We start from the raw sequence: 18785 nt of genomic DNA, 5'->3' as shown, positions 1-18785 counted from the left end.
TGACTCAAAATAATCCGCCTTGGCGAAAGTCCCTGACAAGCGCAAAATCCACGCAGTTCACTCTGGATAGAAAAGATGGAGACGTCATTCCTGCTGGCCGTCGGCGCCAGCTTCCTCGTCGCTGGCTTCGTCAAGGGCGTAGTCGGACTAGGCTTGCCGACGGTGGCCATGGGCACGCTCAGCCTCGTCATGCCGCCCGTGCAGGCGGCCGCCCTGCTGATCGTGCCATCGATGGTGACGAACGTGTGGCAGCTGGCGGCCGGCCCCGGCCTGCAGGCGCTGCTGCGACGGTTGTGGCCCATGCTGGCCGCCATCATGGCAGGCACCCTGGCGGGCGGCGCCCTGCTGCCGAAGGGCAGCGGCGCCTGGGCCGTCGTCGCGCTGGGCGTGGCGCTGATGCTGTATGCGCTGGCGGGATTATTCTCGCTGCAGCTGCGCGTGCCGGCGCGGCGCGAAACGTGGCTGGGGCCTCTGGCGGGCGCGGTGACGGGACTGGTGACGGCCGCCACGGGCGTGTTCGTCATCCCCGCCGTGCCGTATCTGCAGGGACTGGGGCTGGCGCGCGATGCGCTGGTGCAGGCGCTGGGCCTGGCGTTTACGGCGTCGACCGTGGCGCTGGCGGCCAGCCTGGCCCTGCACGGCGACTTCAGCCTCGGCGCGGCCGGCGCTTCCGCCTATGAGCTGCTGCCAGCGCTGGCCGGCATGCTGGCCGGTCAATGGCTGCGCAGGCGCATCGCGCAGCCAGTATTCAAGCGGTGCTTTTTTATCGGCCTGTTTGCCCTGGGCTTGCACGCGGCGTTGAAACCATGGCTGGCGTGATGCGGATAGACTGGCAAGGGGACGGCGCACTATGCGCGTGGATCGACGGCCAGCAGGTGGCCATGCTCGACATCAGCAAACGCGCCGATGAAGTGACGGTAAACATGCTGTTCGTGAAGCCGCCATTCCGGCGGCGCGGCATCGGTGGCGCGCTGCTGCGGCGGCTGTTGCAACGCCACCCGCAAGCTGCTGCCGCCTGCAGCGACCCGCGGCTGCGGGCGCTGCTGGAGAGGACGACTTAAATACCGTAGCGGGTGCGGTAGGCGGAAACAGCCTCTTTATGCTTGAGCAATTCCGGATCGGCGCCCGCGCCATTCAGGTAGCCGAACAAGTCATCCAGGTTACCGATCGAGATGACGGGGATGCCGTACTGTTTCGACACTTCCTGCACGGCCGAACTTGGCGACAGCTGGCCGTCCGGGCCGGAACGCTCCATGCGGTCCAGGGCGATCAGCACGGCGCATGGCTCGGCGCCGGCGGCGCGGATCATGTCCACCGATTCGCGCACCGACGTGCCGGCCGAGATCACATCGTCAATGATGACGACTTTGCCATGCAGCTTGGCGCCGACGATGGTGCCGCCTTCGCCGTGGTCCTTGGCTTCCTTGCGGTTGAAGGCAAACGAAGTGTTGCGGCCCTTGCCGGCCAGCGCCACGGCGGTGGCCGACGCCAGGGTGATTCCCTTGTAGGCGGGACCGAACAGCATGTCGAACTCCACGCCCGAGTCGAGCAGGGTCTGCGCGTAGAACTGCGCCAGCTCGGCCAGGGTGGCGCCGTCGTGGAACAGGCCCGCATTGAAGAAGTACGGCGACTGGCGCCCGGCCTTGGTGGTGAACTCGCCGAACCGCAAGACTCCCTTGGATACTGAAAACGCGATAAACTGCTGGCGTAAATTATTCACATTAGCCTCATTTTTTAAAAGTGCCTGTATTTTAATCCGCGCGCACCGGCGAGACAATCGCCATGCCGCGCCCGCCGGCCCCGTACAACGCCCTTTCACTCTCAGCCTATGCCAAAAATTATCTCCGCCAACCTGAACGGTATCCGTTCCGCCGCCAAAAAAGGCTTTTTCAACTGGATGGGCACGCAGACGGCCGATTTCATCTGCGTGCAGGAATTGAAGGCGCAACTGCCCGACATGACGCCGGAATTCCTCAACCCGCACGGCTACCATGGCCATTTCCACTATGCCGAGAAAAAGGGTTACTCCGGCACGGGCGTGTACAGCAAGGTCGAACCGGACGCCGTGCATATCGGTTTCGGCAGCCCTGAATTCGATGCCGAAGGCCGCTACGTGCGCTGCGATTTTGGCAAGCTGTCCGTCATTTCCGTGTATTGCCCGTCCGGCTCGTCCGGCCCCGAGCGCCAGGAAGCCAAGTTCCGCTTCATGGAGCTGTTCCTGCCGCATTTGCTGGCATTGAAGGCGCTGGGCCGCGAAGTGGTCATCTGCGGCGACTGGAACATCGCCCACCATGAAATCGACCTGAAGAACTGGAAGGGCAACAAGAAGAATTCCGGCTTCCTGCCAGAGGAACGGGCCTGGCTGACGCGCGTCTTCGACGAAGTGGGCTTCGTCGACGTGCACCGCGGCCTGGACAAGCGCGAAGACCAGTACACGTGGTGGAGCAACCGCGGACAAGCCTATGCGAAAAACGTGGGCTGGCGCATCGATTACCACGTCGCCACACCCGGCATCGCAGCCCAGGCGCACACGGTCAGCGTCTACAAGGACGAGCGTTTTTCCGACCATGCGCCCTTGATCATCGATTACACGATCAAGGGTTAAGCTTCTAGGCTGCGCCGGCTTTCAAAACGGCGCGGCTCGCCGCTCAACGGATCCGTGAACTCGATGGCCCGCGCCAGCAGCTGCAAGGGCTGCGACATGTCGTCTTCCTTGCACGGCAGGGCCACCGGGTAAAACGCATCGTTGACGATGGGGATGCCCAGCGACGCCAGGTGCACGCGCAGCTGGTGCTTGCGGCCCGTGTGCGGCTGCAGCCGGTACAGGTTGACGTCGCCGCGCTCTTCGATCACCTCGATGATGGTTTCCGAATTCGGCTCGCCCGCTTCCTCGCGCATGAGGAAAAACTGCTCGCCCTCGACCATGCGGCTGCGGTAGGTGAATGGGAAATCGCGCCCCGCCAGCACGGGCGCCAGCGCCTCGTACGTCTTGCGCACTTCGCGGCGCTGGAACAGCGACTGGTAGGCGCCACGGCTGGTCACCTGGCGCGAAAAAATCACCACGCCGGCCGTCTCGCGGTCGAGGCGGTGGATCGGCGTCAGCTCGGCGCAATCCAGGTTTTTCTTCAGCCGCGTCAGCAAGGTCTCCTGCACGAAGCGACCGGCCGGCGTCATGGGTAGAAAGTGCGGCTTGTCGACCACCACCAGGTGTTCATCCTGGAACAGGATAGCTTCCTGGAAGGGGATCGGTGTTTCCCGTTCCAGCTCGCGGTAGTAAAAAATGCGCATGCCGCGCCGGTACGCGCTATCGGGCGCCAGCACGGCGCCGTCGCCATTGAGCACCTCACCGCGCGCCATGCGGTCCCGCCATTGCGCCGCGCTGATCTGCGGATAGCGCTCGAGCAGAAACGACAGCATATCGGGCCACTGCCCGTCCGGCAGCCACAGGTAGCTGGGCGCCACGCCGTCGCGCATGGGCAAGGGTGCGGCGGTGTGGCGGCTGGACATCCTAGCGCTGCGCGATGGCGTTGCTGCGATACGGCGGCAAAGCGTCCACGCTGACGCCCTTGCTGCGCGCGTACAGGGGCAACACTTGCGCCATGTGGCTGTTCATCTGCGAAATGCGGTCCTTGCCCGACGGGTGGGTCGAGAGGAATTCCGGCGGTGCACCCGCGCTCACGGCCGCCATCTTCTGCCACAGCACCACGCCGGCGCGCGGATCGAAACCGGCGCGCGCGGCCAGGTCCATGCCGATCAGGTCCGCTTCGCGTTCATCGTCGCGCGAGAACTTCAGCATCACGCCCTTGGCCGCCATGTTCGTGGCGGTGCTGGTCAGGTTCGGGTCGACGCCGAGCCAGGCCGACAGGCCCGCACCCACCAGCTTCGAGCCGACGGCGGCCAGGTTGCCCTTGCCAGCCTGCGCCTGCGAGTGTTCGCGCAGGGCGTGCGAAATTTCATGGCCCATGACGACGGCGACTTCATCGTCGGTCAGGTTCAGTTTGGTGATGATGCCGCTGTAAAAAGCGATCTGCCCGCCCGGCATGCAAAAGGCATTGACCTCGTCCGAGTTGAGCAGGTTGACCTGCCAGTTCCAGCTGGCCGCCGCCTCGTTCCAGCGCGTGGCGAACGGGATGATGCGCTGGGCGATGGCACGCAGGCGTTTTACTTGCGGATCGCTGTCGGGAACCAGCGCATTTTTTTGCTTCGCTTCGTTGACCAGCTGCGTATATTGCTGCTTCGATTCCGCATTGAAATCGGCGCCGCCGGCAAAGATGCGCGTAGTCGACAAGGGACGCACCTTGATGCCATCCTGTACCGTCGCCTGCTGTGCGTGGACGGACAGGGGCGCCAGTGCGGTGGCCGCGCACAGGCTGGCCAGGACGGTGTAACGTTTAAGGGATATTGGTGCCATTGGCAGACCTCCATGGAGCGATTTTAGGCAGCATCATCATGGCCGGGAAGGCCAGGAAGAAGCACACGATGAAAAACGAGAACCAGCCCAGCTCGGCGACGAGGAAACCCACCGAGGCGTTGATCAGGGTGCGCGGCACGGCGCTCAGGCTGGAAAACAAGGCATATTGCGTGGCAGTGTAGCGCGGGTCCGTGCTGCGCGACAGGAACGCGACAAAGGCGGCCGCGCCCAGGCCCAGGCTGGCGAAAGCTTCAAAACCGATCACGGCGCTCAATAGCATGGTGTTCGGCCCCACCTGCGCCAGCCAGGCGAAGCCCAGAATCGCGATCGCCTGCAATGCGCCAAACACCCACAAGCCCCGGTTGATGCCCAGCTTGAGCATCCACACACCGCCCACCACGCCACCGGCCAGGCTGGCCCAGAAACCCGTGGTATTGGCGGCCAGGCCGATCTGCGTCATGCTAAAACCCAGGTCAAGGTAAAACTTCGTCGCCAGCGCCGTGGCCATGCTGTCGCCGATTTTGTAGAGTAATACGAAGGCGAGGATCCACATTGCGTTACGCCAACCATCGCGCGCGATGAATTCCTGGAACGGCAGAATGATCGCTTCGCGCATGGTCTTCGGCGGCGAGCCGTACACGGTGGGTTCCTTGATCAGCAGGGTGCAGACAAACCCCGGCAGCATGAAGGCGGCCGTGATCCAGAAGACGGGCTGCCACGGCATGCGGTCGGCCAGGATCAGCGACAGCGCGCCCGGCACCATGCCCGCCACTTTATACGCGTTGACGATGACGGCCGCGCCCAGGCCCTGCTCATTGTCGGAAAGGATTTCGCGCCGGTAGGCGTCGATGACGATGTCCTGGCTGGCCGACAGGAAGGCCACGCCGCCGGCAGCGGCCGCGATCAGGCCGATCTGCGTGAGCGGGTCCAGCATGCCCATGCCGCCGATGGCAAAGAACAGCGCCACTTGCGTGAGCGCCATCCAGCCGCGCCGCCGTCCCAGTCCCAGGATGCGGTAGCGGTCCATCAGGGGCGCCCACAGGAATTTCCAGATGTAGGGGAACTGCACCAGGGCGAACAGCCCCAGCGCCTTGACGTTCAGGCCCGACTTGGCCAGCCATGCCTGCAGCAGATACAGCAGGATGAACAGGGGCAGGCCGGAACTGAAGCCCAGCACCAGCACGGCCAGCATGCGGCCATTGGCATGGGAACGCCATCCTGGCGCCGGGCTTTTGCTCATCAATGCACCGCTTTTTTACGCAGGCGGAAGACGGCCAGGTCGCCGCGCAGATTCGGCAGCACGGAGACCATCTTGCCTTCGGCCAGGGCCACGCATTCGATCACTTCCAGGCCGCATTCCTCGGCCAGTTCGCGGAAGTCGTTGATGGTTGCGCAGCGCACGTTCGGCGTGTCGTACCACTGGTAGGGCAGCGATTTCGACACGGGCATGCGCCCTTTCAGCAGCGCCACGCGGTGCGGCCAGTAGGCGAAATTGGGGAACGAGACGATGGCTTCGGCGCCCACGCGCACGATGTCGCGCAGCAGCGGCTCGACCTGCTTCATCATCTGCAGGGACGACAGGCACAGCACCGTATCAAAACTGTTGTCGCCAAAAATCGACAAACCCTTTTCCATGTCCTGCTGGATCACGTTCACGCCACGGCGGGTGCTGGCCAGCACCTTGTCGTCGGCAATCTCGATGCCATAGCCGCTGCACTCCTTGTCGCTTTGCAGATATTGCAGCATCACGCCTTCGCCGCAGCCCACATCCAGCACGTGCGCGTTGTTCGGCACCCAGTGGGCGATGAAGGCCAGGTCGGGGCGCAGCGCGCTCAATTCGTCAAAAGTCATGCGGTCTCCTTGGCGCCCTGGCGGACGGCGGTGTGCTGTGCGGGAGCGGGCAAGCCCGCGCCGATGTCGTTCCATACCTGGCCATAATAGGCGCGCACCATGTTCATGTAGCGCGCGTCTTCCAGAAGGAAGGCGTCGTGGCCGTGCGGCGCGTCGATTTCCGCATACGTGACCTGGCGGCGGTTGCAGACGAGCGCCTCGACGATTTCGCGGCTGCGCTCGGGCGAAAAACGCCAGTCGGTGGAAAACGAGGCGAGGAAGAACTTGGCCTTGGTGCCCGACAGGGCCTTGGCCAGGTCGCCGCCATGCGCGCGCGCCGGATCGAAGTAGTCGAGCGCCTTGGTAATGAGCAGGTAGGTGTTCGCGTCGAAGTATTCGGAGAACTTGTCGCCCTGGTAGCGCAAATACGATTCGATCTCGAAGTCGATGCCGAAACCGAATTTGTAGTCGCCCGTCTGCGCCGCGTCGCGCAGCTTGCGGCCGAATTTTTCGGCCATGTCGTCATTCGACAGATACGTGATGTGGCCCACCATGCGCGCCACGCGCAAGCCATTCTTCGGCACCACGCCGTGCGCATAGAAGTCGCCGCCATGGTAATCGGGGTCGGACAGGATGGCCTGGCGCGCCACGTCGTTGAAGGCGATGTTTTGCGCCGACAGCTTGGCCGTCGAGGCGATCACCACGCAGTGGCGCAAACGCTCGGGGAACATGATGCTCCACGCCAGCGCCTGCATGCCGCCCAAAGACCCCCCCATCACGGCGGCGAACTGGGTGATGCCCAGTTCATCGGCCAGGCGCGCCTGCGCGCTGACCCAGTCTTCCACCGTGACGACGGGGAAAGCGGCGCCATACGGCTTGCCGGTGGCGGGATTGGTGTGCATGGGGCCCGTCGAACCGAAGCAGGAACCGAGGTTGTTGACGCCGATGACGAAGAATTTATCCGTGTCGAGCGGCTTGCCGGGACCGACCATATTGTCCCACCAGCCCGTGCTTTTCGGTTCATCCGCGTAGACGCCGGCCACGTGGTGCGAGGCGTTCAGGGCGTGGCAGACCAGCACCGCGTTCGATTTGTCGGCGTTCAGGGTGCCGTAGGTTTCATACATCAACATATAGTCTTGCAGCGATGCGCCGCTTTGCAGCTGCAAGGGTTGCGCAAAATACATGGTTTGCGGCGAAACGATTCCAATGGATGACATGTGTGTCGGTTTATAAAAGGGGGGCGGCCCCACGGGCCATGGTCGATGCAGCACCGCGATGATAGGTGCTGCAACTTTAGCATCAGGACACCTCTTGCCGCGCGCGATGTGTCCTGATGCTGATAGGTGACAGTTTACATGAGCTGCAACTGTTGTACGGCTTCCGCGATCACATTTGGTTCCATGGAACGCATAATTTTGCGCATTTGTGGCGCAATCAGGCCCAGATCGCTGTTGAGGATCTCTTGCTTGACCGCCAACAGCTGCGCCGGGTGCATGGAAAACTCGCGCAAGCCCATGCCCAGCAGCAAGCGTGTGAGCTTCACGTCACCCGCCATTTCACCGCAGACGGCCACATCGATGCCCGCCTTGTGGCCGGCGGCGATCGTCATGGAGATCAGTTGCAGCACGGCCGGGTGCAGCGGATTGTACAAATGCGCCACCTCATAGTCGACGCGGTCGATGGCCAGCGTGTACTGGATCAAATCATTCGTGCCGATCGACAGGAAATCCATGCGCTTGACGAACATGGGCAAGGCCAGCGCGGCGGCGGGGATCTCGATCATGGCGCCCACCTCGACCTCGTCGTCGAACTTGACGCCCTCCTCGCGCAGGCTGGCCTTCGCTTGCGCGATCATGGCCAGCGACTGGTCGATCTCGAAGGCATGCGCGAGCATGGGGATCAGGATGCGCACCTTGCCAAAGGCCGAGGCGCGCAGGATCGCGCGCAGCTGCGTCAGGAACAGTTGCGGCTCGGCCAGGCAGTAACGGATGGCGCGCAGGCCCAGCGCGGGATTCAAGGCCGTATGGTCGGCCTGGTCGAGCGGCTTGTCGGCGCCGATGTCGAGCGTGCGAATGGTCACCACGCGCCCTTTCATCGACTGCACCGTGTTGCGGTAAGCCTCGAATTGCTCGTCCTCGGTGGGAATCTTGTGGGCGCGGCCCATGAACAGGAATTCGGAGCGGAACAGGCCCACGCCGCTGGCGCCCGATTCCAGCGCAAACGCGCAATCCTCGGGCAGTTCGATATTCGCCAGCAGGGTGACGGGCGTGCCGCATTTGGTCACGGCCGGCGTCTTTTTCAGCTTGCCCAGCTTCTTGCGCGCGCGCTGCATGGCCGTCTGGCGCTCGCGGTACTGTTCCAGCACCAGGGCGCTGGGGTTGGCGATGACGACGCCGGCGTCGCCGTCGATGATCAGCCAGTCGTCCTGGTCGATCAGCATCGATGCCTGCGACATGCCGACGGCGGCCGGGATATCCAGGCTGCGCGCGACGATGGCCGTGTGCGAGTTCTGCCCGCCCACGTCGGTGATGAAGCCGATGAAGGAGCGGTCGCGGAACTGCAGCATGTCGGCCGGCGAGATATCGTGAGCGACGACGATCATCTGCGCCACCAGCTCATCCGCCGTGGCCGCTTTTGGCAGCAGCTGTTCCGTGCCCAGCAAGACTTTCAGCACGCGTTCGGCCACTTGCTGGATGTCGGCCTTGCGTTCGCGCAGATACGGGTCTTCGATTTCGTCGAACTGGGCCGACAATTCATCGATTTGCGTCAGCAGCGCCCATTCGGCGTTGTAGTGGCGCGAGCGGATGATGTCGAGCGGCGCTTCGGCGATCAACGGGTCCGACAGGATCAGCGCATGCACGTCGATGAAGGCGCCCAGTTCCGTGGGGGCGTCCTTCGGCAGCTCGTTCCACAAGGTTTGCAGTTCCTTGTGGACGGCGGCGATGGCGTTTTGCAAGCGCTGGACTTCGGCTTCGATCTGTTCCTGGGCGACCAGGTAGTGTTTGACGTCAAGGGCGGCCGGCGCCAGCAGATGCGCGCGGCCAATGGCGATGCCGCGGGAGACCGGGATGCCGTGGAGCGTGAAAGATGCCATGGGGTGACCTGTCGGAATGCGGCTGCGGCTGCGTTCGGCGAGCATTACTCGCCTTCGCCAAACCTGTCATTAATCAGGGCGGTGAGCGCATCGACACATGCCTGCTCATCATCGCCCTCGGCTTCCAGCGTCACTTTCGCGCCCTTGCCGGCGGCCAGCATCATCACGCCCATGATGGACTTGGCATTGATGCGGCGCGCGTTGCGGGTCAGCCAGACGTCGCTCTTGAACTTGGCGGCGAGCTGGGTAAATTTGGCGGAGGCGCGTGCGTGCAGTCCCAGCTTGTTGATGATTTCGAGTTCTTTTTGAATCATTTTTGTATGGTCTCTATCCCTGAATGCACTGCATTGTTGCCAGCCTTGGCCTATAAAATCCGCCGCCTTCAGGGCGGCGGCCATGTCACTCTTTACTCGCCCACGCGAATGCGGTTATCGACGCGCACGGCGCCGCTTTGCGCACCGGCCAGCGCCATCTCCACCACCACGTCGAGCGTGTCGCGGCGATACGTGATGGCGCGCAGCAACATCGGCAGGCTGATGCCAGCGATGACTTCCACGCGACCCGCATCGGCCAGCTTGTTGCAGCAGTTCGACGGTGTGCCGCCCTTCACATCGGTAATCACCAGCACGCCGGAACCGTCGTCGAGGCGGCAGATGGCGTCCGACGCCAGCTTTTGCACTTCGGCCAGATCCTGGTCGGCGACGACGTCGATGGCTTCAAACCGTTCCGTTGGCCCCCGAAACACATGCGCACAGGCGGCGATGAAGGCCTGTCCCAGCGGTGCATGTGTCATGAGCAAAATCCCTACCATAGTCATTTCACCTTCTAGCGCTGCTGCGCTTGCGCAACGCCATGCTCGACGGCGTCGACAAACATGGCCGCCACGTCAAAACCCGTCTGCTGCATGATTTCCTGGAAGCAGGTCGGGCTGGTGACATTGACTTCCGTCAGATAGTCGCCGATCACGTCCAATCCTACCAGCATCAGGCCGCGCGCGGCCAGGATCGGCCCAAGCTTTTCTGCGATTTCCAGGTCGCGCGCCGTCAATGGCTGCGCCACGCCCGTGCCGCCGGCGGCCAGGTTGCCGCGTACTTCGCCGGCCTGCGGAATGCGCGCCAGCGAAAACGGCACCGGCTTGCCGCCGATGACGAGGATGCGCTTGTCACCCTTGTCGATGTCGGCGATAAAGCGCTGCGCCATGATGGTTTGCGCGCCGTTGTCCGTCAGCGTCTCGATGATGGCGCCCAGGTTCAGGCCATCGGCCTTGACGCGGAAGATGCCCGTGCCGCCCATGCCGTCGAGCGGCTTGAAGATGACGTCCTGGTGCTTGACATGGAAGGCGCGCAGGCGCGCTTCGTTCGACGTCACCAGGGTCGGCGAAGTGAATTCGGAAAACTGCGCAATGGCCAGCTTTTCATTGTTGTCGCGGATGGCGGACGGCTTGTTGAAGACGCAAGCGCCCTGCTTTTCCGCCAGTTCCAGCAGATACGTGCCGTACACGTATTCCATGTCGAACGGCGGATCCTTGCGCTCAATGATGGCGTCCAGGGTCGACAGGCGCACTTCCTCGGTGGAGAGCACCTTGTACCAGTCGTGTTCGTCGCCGGTCAGCTCGATGTGTTTTACCAATGCCGTGACGATGCCCTCTTCCAGCGCCATGTCTTTCTGTTCGAATGCATACACGGCGTGGCCGCGTTTGGCCGCCTCGCGCATCATGGCGAAGGTGGAATCTTTGTAAGTCTTGAAGCCTGCCAGCGGGTCGGCAAGGAATGCAATTTTCATGGTGCGTCCAATCGGGGAGCCTGGATAAGGAATGCTTGATTCTAGCCGAGATCGCCAGGCGCGGTAGTCGCCGCGCCTGGCAAGCCTCCGTGATGGATCAATACACCTCGGGATTCGGGTCCGTGCGCTCCATTTCCAGCGATGCGGCCAGCAAGGCCAGGCGCGCCACCACGCCGTACACATAGAAGCGGTTCGGCGCGGCCGTGCCCGGCTTGGCCTTCAAGTCCGGCACGGCGTGCTGCTGGGCAAACGCCAGCGGCACGTACTGCGAGCCGGGCGCGTTCAGGTTCTGGTCCACGCCACGCTCCGCATGCACGCGATAGAAACCGCCCACCACGTAGCGGTCGATCATGTAGACGACGGGCTCGGCCACGGCATCCTTGATGCTTTCAAAGGTCGGCACGCCTTCCTGGATGATCACGTCGGTCACCAGCTGGCCATCCTTGACGATGGACATTTTTTCGCGCTGCTTGCGCGACAGGTCGCGCACTTCGCTGGCGTCGCGCACCGTCATGATGCCGGTGCCATACGTGCCCGCATCGGGCTTGACGATGACGAACGGCTTTTCCTTGATACCGTATTCCTTGTATTTCTTGCGGATCTTGGCCAGCAGCACGTCGACGCTGGCGGCCAGCGCATCTTCGCCCTCGCCTTCCTGGAAATTGACGTCGCTGCACTTGGCGTGGAAGGGATTGAGCATCCACGGGTCGACATCGATCATCTTGCCGAATTTTTTCACCACTTCATCGTAGGCCGTGTAGTGGTTGCTCTTGCGGCGCAAGGCCCAGCCCGCATGCAAGGGCGGCAGCAGGCTTTGCTCATGAATATTTTGCAAGATATCGGGGATGCCGTCCGACAAGTCGTTATTCAGCAGAATCGTGCACGGGTCGAAATCCTTCAAGCCCAGGCGGCGGCCATTGTTCAGGCGCACGAGCGGCTCGATGACGAGCATGTTGCCATCTGGCAACGCCAGCGGTGTCGGCTGGGTGATCTCGGGCGACCACGAGCCGAAGCGCACGTGCAGTCCCGTCTGGCGGAAGATCTGCATCAGGCGCGCCACGTTTTGCAGATACTGCGGCGTGGTGTTGTGCAATTCCGGCACGATCAGCAGGTTGCGGGCGTCCGGGCAATACTTGTCGATGGCGGCCATGGCCGCTTGCACGGACAGGGGCAGCATTTCCGTGGCCAGATTATGAAAACCGCCAGGGAACAGATTCGTATCGACGGGCGCCAGCTTGTAGCCGGCGTTGCGCAAGTCTACCGAGCAATAGAAGGGCGGCGTGTGCTCTTGCCACTCCATGCGAAACCAGCGCTCAATGGCCGGCGTCGCGGCCAGAATCTTTTTTTCGAGGTCGAGCAGCGGTCCGGTCAGGGCCGTGACGAGATGGGGAACCATAGTTACATCCTTAAATTATGTGCAGTATTCAAAAAAGCACACAGAACTGCCGACTATATTACCGTGTAAGTACCCCAAATCGGGGCAAAAGCCTTGTTTTAAAGACCTTTTACATTCCCACAACGAAAAAAAGGCACCTCAATGAGGCGCCTTTTCCAGCCGGACATGCCGCGCCGGGGCGCTGGCATGCCAGATGATTGCTATTTAACCATGATACGCTTGCTCGCCATGGCTCGTGATATCGAGGCCTTCGCGCTCTTCTTCTTCCGGTACGCGCAGGCCGATGACGATGTCGACCAGTTTATAGGCGATGACGGAGACCACGGCCGACCAGAGGATGGTGGTGCCGACCGCTTGCGCCTGCACCCACACCTGATGGCCGATCGAGTACGGATCGGCCGACATCTTGTTGGTGACGTAGTCGAAAACGCCCTGGCCGCCCAGTTGTGGCGCAGCAAACACACCCGTCAGCAGGGCGCCGAGGATGCCGCCCACGCCATGCACGCCGAACACGTCGAGCGAATCGTCGGCACCGATCAGGCGTTTCAGGCCATTCACGCCCCACAGGCAGACGACACCGGCCAGCAAGCCGATGACCAGGCCGCCCATCGGGCCGACAAAGCCGGCCGCCGGGGTGATCGCCACCAGGCCGGCCACGGCGCCCGATGCGCCACCGAGCATCGAAGGCTTGCCTTTGCTGATCCATTCGCCAAATACCCACGACAGGGTCGCTGCAGCAGTGGCCAACAGCGTATTGACGAAGGCCAGGGCAGCCACGTCGCCTGCTTCCAGCGAGGAACCGGCATTGAAACCGAACCAGCCCACCCACAACAGCGATGCGCCTATCATGGTCATCGTCAGCGAGTGCGGTGCCATCGATTCGCGGCCGTAACCGACGCGTTTGCCGATCATGATGGCGCCCACCAGGCCTGCGACAGCGGCGTTGATGTGCACGACGGTGCCGCCGGCGAAGTCCAGCGCGCCTTTTTGCCAGATCCAGCCGGCCTTCAGGGCTTCGCTGGCCGAGGTGGCGGCGTTGGTGATCAGGTCAGGACCGGTCCAGAACCACACCATGTGGGCCGCTGGCAAGTAGGCGAACGTGAACCACAGCACGACGAAGGCCAGCACGGCGGAAAACTTGGCGCGCTCGGCAAAGGCGCCGACGATCAGTGCGCAGGTGATGGCGGCAAACGTGCCCTGGAAGGCCACGAAGACGAACTCGGGGATGACGACGCCCTTGCTGAAGGTGGCGGCGGCGGCAAACGTACCCTTGGCCGGATCCCAGATGCCGTTCAGGAACAGGCGGTCGAAGCCACCGAAGAAGGCGGTTTTTTCCGTGAAGGCGATCGAGTAGCCGTAGATACACCATAGCACGATGACCAGCGCGAACACCATGAACACTTGCATCAGCACCGACAGCATGTTTTTCGAGCGCACCAGGCCGCCGTAGAACAGGGCCAGGCCGGGGATGGTCATCAAGATCACCAGCAAGGTGCTGATCATCATGAAGCTGGTGTCGCCTTTGTTGGCGACGGGCGCGGCGGCTGGCGCGGCAGCGGCCGGGGCCGGCGCGGCGGCGGCAGGCGCTGCATCAGGCACCGGCGTGACGGCAGGGGCGGCGACGGCCGTGGTCGTGGCCGCCTCCGTCTTGGCGGGCGCATCGGCAAAGCTCGGCGTGGCAACGCCAAACGCACACAGACAGGCTATCCCGGCTAGCAATTTTGTTATATTTTTATGCATCAATATTCCCCTTAGAGCGCTTCGTTGCCGGTTTCACCGGTACGGATGCGGATGACCTGTTCCAGGTTGTAGACGAAAATCTTGCCATCACCGATTTTACCGGTACGCGCGGCACCTTCGATCGCTTCAATGGCCTGGTCGACAATAGCGTCATCGACGGCTGCTTCAATCTTGGTCTTTGGCAAGAAATCAACGACATACTCGGCGCCACGGTAGAGTTCCGTGTGACCTTTCTGGCGGCCGAAACCTTTGACTTCCGTGACGGTTATGCCTTGCACATTGATAGCCGACAAAGCTTCGCGTACTTCGTCCAATTTGAACGGTTTAATGATTGCGGTAATCATTTTCATGGCAGTCTCGCTTAAAAGGTTTTGGACACGGTCAGCACGAGACCCGATTTCGCCAGATTCTTGCCATTCGGTGCCAGCGACGTGATGTTGGCTTTGACGGCAGCCAGGGAAACGGTCGCCATGCCAAAGTCCTTGGTCACGCCGATCTTGTAATCGCTGTAGCTGAGGGAATCGTTGTGCTCGACTTTCTGACGGCCCACATGCAGGTTCAGCATGTAGCCATCATGCACCTCGACGTTGGCGCCCACGTCCAGGTAGCCGCTGTTCTTGCTGTCGGCAACACCGAACAGATTGGTGGTCGAATGCGAGTATTTGATATACATCGGGCCGTAGCCGAGTTGGCCGTACAGCTCGAAGGTGTTGGCATTGGTGCTCAGACCATTCGAGGGATAGAAATAGTACAGGCCGCCCACGTCATAGGTAAAATCCTTGCTGATCTCGCCCCGCTTGCCGCCGTAGATATCCCATTCCAGATCGGTATCGCCGCCGCCATCCTTGATCCATTTGATGCTCGACAGCCAGGTGCCCACATACAGGCCCGTCGGGTTATGGGTATAGTCGGCACCCCCGCTGATGGCCGGGTTCAAGCGGCTTTGCGAAATGCCGCGGTAACGGTAGTCGCTGGTCAGCGCCACGTTGTAGCTAACCACGTTATCAGGCACGGCTTCGGCCGCAGCAGGCGCCGCCACTGCATCCTGGGCCATGGCGCTACCGCACACGGCGGTCATGGCCAGCGTCAACGCTGCAGCTAAAGTCATGTTCTTGGACAGATTCTTCATGGCGATTCCCTTTTATTGAACTTTTAAAGCGGTTGAGGTTTAAAATCTTGGCTGGAGATCACAAAGCGTTCATACCTTCTTTAGCAGAATACGTGCCAGCTCACTTGCCACCTTGACAGGTGCGTTTCCGGCCATACATACCCTGCAAGCCTGTCGGCATGCGGGTATGGGCTGCTGAAGCATTGTGAATTTGCCCAGTTTCGCACCAGATTAACGCCGCTGTGCACCGCAATGGTGCGATGCACAGGCCGCACCATAAAAGGACTGACCATGGACATGAATACCTTCTTTAACGACTTGCAAGGCAAGATCCATCAAGCCATCGAAAACTCGCCGGCCAAGGATATCGAGAAAAACGTGAAATCGATGATGACCCAGGGCTTCGCCCGCCTCGATCTGGTCACGCGCGAGGAATTCGATATCCAGGCGCAAGTGCTGGCCAAGACGCGCGCCAAGCTGGATGCACTGGAATTGCGCCTGATCGAACTGGAAACGCGCCTGAACGATCCAAAAGCCTGAACCGCTGTTGTATGCAGGGCGCCGTAATCGGCGGCCTTGCTGGCATACCTCAAGCCTGATGCCGTTTCAAGCGCTAGACTGATACTGCCCGCGTCCGCGCTACAGGGGAGTCTGATGAGTCTGGCCGTCCTGAAAAGCCGCGCCCTGTCCGGCATGGAGGCGCCCGAGGTAAGTGTCGAAGTCCACCTTGCCAATGGCTTGCCTTCGTTTACGATTGTCGGCCTGCCGGATACGGAAGTAAAAGAATCGCGCGACCGCGTGCGGGCCGCGCTGCAAAACTGCGGCTTTGAGATGCCGGCGCGGCGCATCACGGCCAATCTGGCGCCGGCCGACCTGCCCAAGGAATCGGGCCGCTTCGACCTGCCCATTGCGCTGGGCATCCTGGCCGCCTCCGGCCAGTTGCCGGGCGACCAATTACACCACTATGAATTCGCGGGCGAACTGTCGCTCTCAGGCCAGCTGCGCCCCATCCGCGGCGCCCTGGCCATGACCTTTGCCATGCAGCGCAGCCAGTTGGGCGCACCACGCGCCTTCATCCTGCCGCGGGCGAACGCGGACGAAGCGGCCCTCGTCAGCGATGCCTGCATCTATCCCGCCCACAGCCTGCTCGAGGTCTGCGCGCACTTTGCCGCGCACGCCAGCCAGACGGCCTTGCAACGCCACCAGCCCGTGCTGGCGGCGCACGCTTTTCCCTATCCCGACTTTGCCGATGTGCAAGGGCAGCAGCAAGCGCGACGGGCGCTGGAAGTGGCGGCGGCAGGCGGCCATAACGTCCTGATGATTGGCCCTCCAGGCGCAGGCAAGACCATGCTGGCCAGCCGCTTCCCCGGCGTGCTGCCGCCCATGAGTGATGAAGAGGCGCTGGAATCGGCTGCCGTGCATTCGCTGGGCGGCCACTTCAAAGTGGAGCACTGGAAACGGCGCCCCTATCGCGCGCCGCATCAGACGGCGTCCGGCGTAGCCCTGGTGGGCGGCGGCAACGTGCCGCGGCCTGGCGAAATCTCGCTGGCCCACTGCGGCGTGCTGTTTCTCGACGAAATTGCCGAATTCCAGCGCCGGGTGCTCGATGTCTTGCGCCAGCCCATGGAATCGGGTGTGATCAGCATTTCACGGGCGGCCCGCCAGGCGGAGTTTCCCGCCCGCTTTCAGTTGATCGCCGCCATGAATCCCTGCCCGTGCGGCTATCTGGGCCACGCTTCCGGCCGTTGCCGCTGCACGCCAGACGCCGTGCTGCGTTATCACAATCGCCTGTCCGGCCCGCTGCTCGACCGTATCGACCTGCAAATTGAAGTGGCCGCCATGCCGCCCGCGGCGCTGGGGCGGCGTGCCGGCGCCGGCGAAAGCACGCAAGCCATCGCCACGCGGGTAGCGGCAGCCTATGCCCTGCAGCTGGCACGCCAGGGAAAAACGAACCAGCGGCTGAGCAACACGGAAATCGAACAGCATTGTCGGCTGGAAACGCATGGCGAACAGTTGCTGCATGGCGCCATGACGCGATTGCACTGGTCCGCGCGCACCTACCACCGGGTATTACGCGTGGCGCGCAGCATCGCGGACCTGGCGGGCAGCCCGGCCATCACACCGCCACATGTCGCCGAAGCGATCCAGTATCGGCGCGTGCTGCGTGAAATATAAGGTGGCCGGTGCCCGCCACACGTGCGCGATTGCGCGTGAGTGGCGGCGCTGCTACCATCTGCTGATGAAAAAAACATCACTTGCCCTCTTCCTGGCGACGCTCGCGGCTGCCAGCGTCCTGTCCGCCTGCAGTCCGAAATTCGACTGGCGCGACTATCGCAGCCCCGACGCCCAGTTCACGGCCTTGTTTCCAGGCAAGCCGGCCGTGCTGACACGCGAGATCGATCTCGATGGCAAGAAAGTCAGCCTGACCATGACGGCCAGCGAGGTCGATGGCAATACCTTCGCCATCGGCAGCGCCGTGCTCGACAGTCCGGAACAGGCGCAAGCGGCCCTGCCCGCCATGCAGACTGCCCTGTTGAAAAACATCAACGGCACCGTGCGCAGCGAAAAATCGGCATCGACGGCCAGCAGCACGGCGGCCGGAACGCATCAGCGCAGCTCGCTGAGCATCGAAGCGACGGGGATGCAGCAAGGCAAGCCCGTCCTGCTGGTCGGGCGTTTTGTGGCGCAGGACAAACGCATCTTCCAGATCATCATTCTCGGCGAAGAAAGCAAGCTGTCGCGCGACACCATCGACACCTTCATGGACTCGGTGAAACTGGATTGAGACTTAACAATCGCTTAAACGGGTGTTTTCACGATAAGCGAGCTCTTGTAAATGCGTGCGTTGTCCAACAGATGGACCTATCCGGCTTGCAAATGTGCAATCCGGGCAAACGGACGGCCTGTGCGACATTTCAAGTCGTGATATTGTTTCGACACTAACAACAAGTTTCAGAAAGCGCTTATGTTGATCTCATTCAAATCCAAATCCTCCCCAGAAGTGCTGATGTACCAGGAACATGCCCAGCGCATCCTCGACATCCTGCACAAGAACCCCACGCGCGGCGTCATCACGCCTGCCGAAGCGGGCGATGCCCTGGCCCTGCTGGAAAAAGAAGTCGCGGAAAGCAAACTGCATCCGGAAAATGACATCGAACACGATGCGCATACCCCGGAAACCCTGGAAGATGGTGAAACGGGCGCCCATGCGCGCGCGCAAAAAGTGCATTTTTCGCAGCGCGCCTACCCTTTGATGGAAATGCTGCGCTCGGCCAAGGCGGAAAATGAAAGCATCACCTGGGGCATCTGATCCGATGAATGCTGCAGACGAAAAAAAACCCCGCACCTAGCGGGGTTTTTTTATATAACAAGCCTGACGATAACCTACTTTCACACTGGTTGCAGCACTATCATCGGCGCAAAG

At 62.0% G+C, this 18785-nt stretch carries 21 protein-coding genes; 7 read left to right on the top strand and 14 right to left on the bottom strand.

Annotated features, from left to right (window positions below):
- Positions 1-75 precede the first annotated feature (75 nt).
- A complete protein-coding gene (locus HWE17_RS13700; RefSeq protein WP_176389116.1) occupies positions 76-819 on the top strand; it encodes a sulfite exporter TauE/SafE family protein in 744 nt (247 codons plus the stop codon).
- Positions 717-1061 (top strand): GNAT family N-acetyltransferase, encoded by a 345-nt coding sequence (locus tag HWE17_RS13695; protein ID WP_369681734.1) that lies wholly within the window; start codon positions 717-719, stop codon positions 1059-1061. The genes HWE17_RS13700 and HWE17_RS13695 overlap by 103 nt, the downstream gene beginning before the upstream one ends.
- Here HWE17_RS13695 and pyrE read toward each other — a convergent pair.
- Positions 1058-1720, bottom strand: coding sequence for an orotate phosphoribosyltransferase (gene pyrE, locus HWE17_RS13690; protein ID WP_035824465.1), 663 nt, complete (start codon positions 1718-1720; stop codon positions 1058-1060). The two genes, HWE17_RS13695 and pyrE, sit on opposite strands and share 4 nt — an antisense overlap.
- A gap of 108 nt (positions 1721-1828) precedes the next feature.
- Here pyrE and HWE17_RS13685 point away from each other — a divergent pair, with 108 nt between their 5' ends.
- Entirely contained in the window at positions 1829-2605 is a 777-nt protein-coding gene (locus HWE17_RS13685) for an exodeoxyribonuclease III (protein WP_176389114.1), read from the top strand.
- On the opposite strand, the gene HWE17_RS13680 is transcribed toward HWE17_RS13685, so the two are convergent.
- The 13 genes from HWE17_RS13680 to HWE17_RS13620 form a co-directional block, all read right to left on the bottom strand.
- Positions 2602-3507 (bottom strand): RluA family pseudouridine synthase, encoded by a 906-nt coding sequence (locus HWE17_RS13680; protein ID WP_255206238.1) that lies wholly within the window; start codon positions 3505-3507, stop codon positions 2602-2604. The genes HWE17_RS13685 and HWE17_RS13680 overlap by 4 nt on opposite strands.
- Position 3508: 1 nt before the next feature.
- Positions 3509-4411, bottom strand: a complete 903-nt coding sequence (locus tag HWE17_RS13675; RefSeq protein WP_176389113.1) for a M48 family metallopeptidase — start codon at positions 4409-4411, stop codon at positions 3509-3511.
- Positions 4392-5651: an AmpG family muropeptide MFS transporter gene (locus HWE17_RS13670; protein WP_176389112.1), complete on the bottom strand. Its 1260-nt coding sequence runs from the start codon at positions 5649-5651 to the stop codon at positions 4392-4394. Before HWE17_RS13670 ends, HWE17_RS13675 begins: the two co-directional genes overlap by 20 nt.
- Positions 5651-6262: a methionine biosynthesis protein MetW gene (gene metW / locus HWE17_RS13665; RefSeq protein ID WP_034749410.1), complete on the bottom strand. Its 612-nt coding sequence runs from the start codon at positions 6260-6262 to the stop codon at positions 5651-5653. The genes HWE17_RS13670 and metW overlap by 1 nt, the downstream gene beginning before the upstream one ends.
- A complete protein-coding gene (locus HWE17_RS13660; RefSeq protein WP_176389111.1) occupies positions 6259-7458 on the bottom strand; it encodes a homoserine O-acetyltransferase in 1200 nt (399 codons plus the stop codon). The genes metW and HWE17_RS13660 overlap by 4 nt, the downstream gene beginning before the upstream one ends.
- A gap of 134 nt (positions 7459-7592) precedes the next feature.
- Positions 7593-9335 carry a phosphoenolpyruvate--protein phosphotransferase gene (gene ptsP, locus HWE17_RS13655; protein ID WP_035828605.1) on the bottom strand — a complete coding sequence of 581 codons (1743 nt, stop codon included), beginning with the start codon at positions 9333-9335 and terminating at the stop codon, positions 7593-7595.
- A gap of 44 nt (positions 9336-9379) precedes the next feature.
- Positions 9380-9649, bottom strand: coding sequence for an HPr family phosphocarrier protein (locus HWE17_RS13650; protein WP_010393142.1), 270 nt, complete (start codon positions 9647-9649; stop codon positions 9380-9382).
- Between the two features lie 92 nt (positions 9650-9741).
- The gene (locus tag HWE17_RS13645) at positions 9742-10146 is read right to left on the bottom strand and encodes a PTS sugar transporter subunit IIA (protein WP_035824452.1); all 405 of its coding nucleotides are present in this window, start codon (positions 10144-10146) and stop codon (positions 9742-9744) included.
- A gap of 14 nt (positions 10147-10160) precedes the next feature.
- Positions 10161-11117, bottom strand: a complete 957-nt coding sequence (gene gshB / locus HWE17_RS13640) for a glutathione synthase (RefSeq protein WP_035824449.1) — start codon at positions 11115-11117, stop codon at positions 10161-10163.
- 97 nt (positions 11118-11214) lie between these two features.
- Entirely contained in the window at positions 11215-12513 is a 1299-nt protein-coding gene (gene gshA, locus HWE17_RS13635) for a glutamate--cysteine ligase (protein ID WP_034784679.1), read from the bottom strand.
- Between the two features lie 204 nt (positions 12514-12717).
- Positions 12718-14253, bottom strand: coding sequence for an ammonium transporter (locus HWE17_RS13630; RefSeq protein WP_035824447.1), 1536 nt, complete (start codon positions 14251-14253; stop codon positions 12718-12720).
- 11 nt (positions 14254-14264) lie between these two features.
- On the bottom strand, positions 14265-14603 hold the full coding sequence (locus HWE17_RS13625; RefSeq protein ID WP_010393464.1) for a P-II family nitrogen regulator: 339 nt from the start codon (positions 14601-14603) through the stop codon (positions 14265-14267).
- Between the two features lie 11 nt (positions 14604-14614).
- On the bottom strand, positions 14615-15382 hold the full coding sequence (locus HWE17_RS13620) for a TorF family putative porin (RefSeq protein ID WP_176389110.1): 768 nt from the start codon (positions 15380-15382) through the stop codon (positions 14615-14617).
- A 270-nt stretch (positions 15383-15652) separates the two neighbouring features.
- Between HWE17_RS13620 and HWE17_RS13615 the strand changes: the two genes are divergently transcribed.
- From HWE17_RS13615 to HWE17_RS13600, 4 genes are all read left to right on the top strand, one after another.
- Entirely contained in the window at positions 15653-15901 is a 249-nt protein-coding gene (locus HWE17_RS13615) for an accessory factor UbiK family protein (protein WP_035824443.1), read from the top strand.
- Positions 15902-16015: 114 nt separating this feature from the next.
- Positions 16016-17536, top strand: coding sequence for a YifB family Mg chelatase-like AAA ATPase (locus HWE17_RS13610; protein WP_176389109.1), 1521 nt, complete (start codon positions 16016-16018; stop codon positions 17534-17536).
- 64 nt (positions 17537-17600) lie between these two features.
- On the top strand, positions 17601-18146 hold the full coding sequence (locus HWE17_RS13605) for a hypothetical protein (RefSeq protein WP_217916779.1): 546 nt from the start codon (positions 17601-17603) through the stop codon (positions 18144-18146).
- Positions 18147-18326: 180 nt separating this feature from the next.
- On the top strand, positions 18327-18671 hold the full coding sequence (locus HWE17_RS13600; RefSeq protein ID WP_034749443.1) for a DUF1840 domain-containing protein: 345 nt from the start codon (positions 18327-18329) through the stop codon (positions 18669-18671).
- The last annotated feature ends 114 nt before the right edge of the window (positions 18672-18785 follow it).

Source organism: Janthinobacterium sp. BJB401 (assembly GCF_013372745.1).
GTDB lineage: Bacteria > Pseudomonadota > Gammaproteobacteria > Burkholderiales > Burkholderiaceae_D > Janthinobacterium > Janthinobacterium rivuli.
This window is presented reverse-complemented; position numbering and strand designations above follow the sequence as displayed.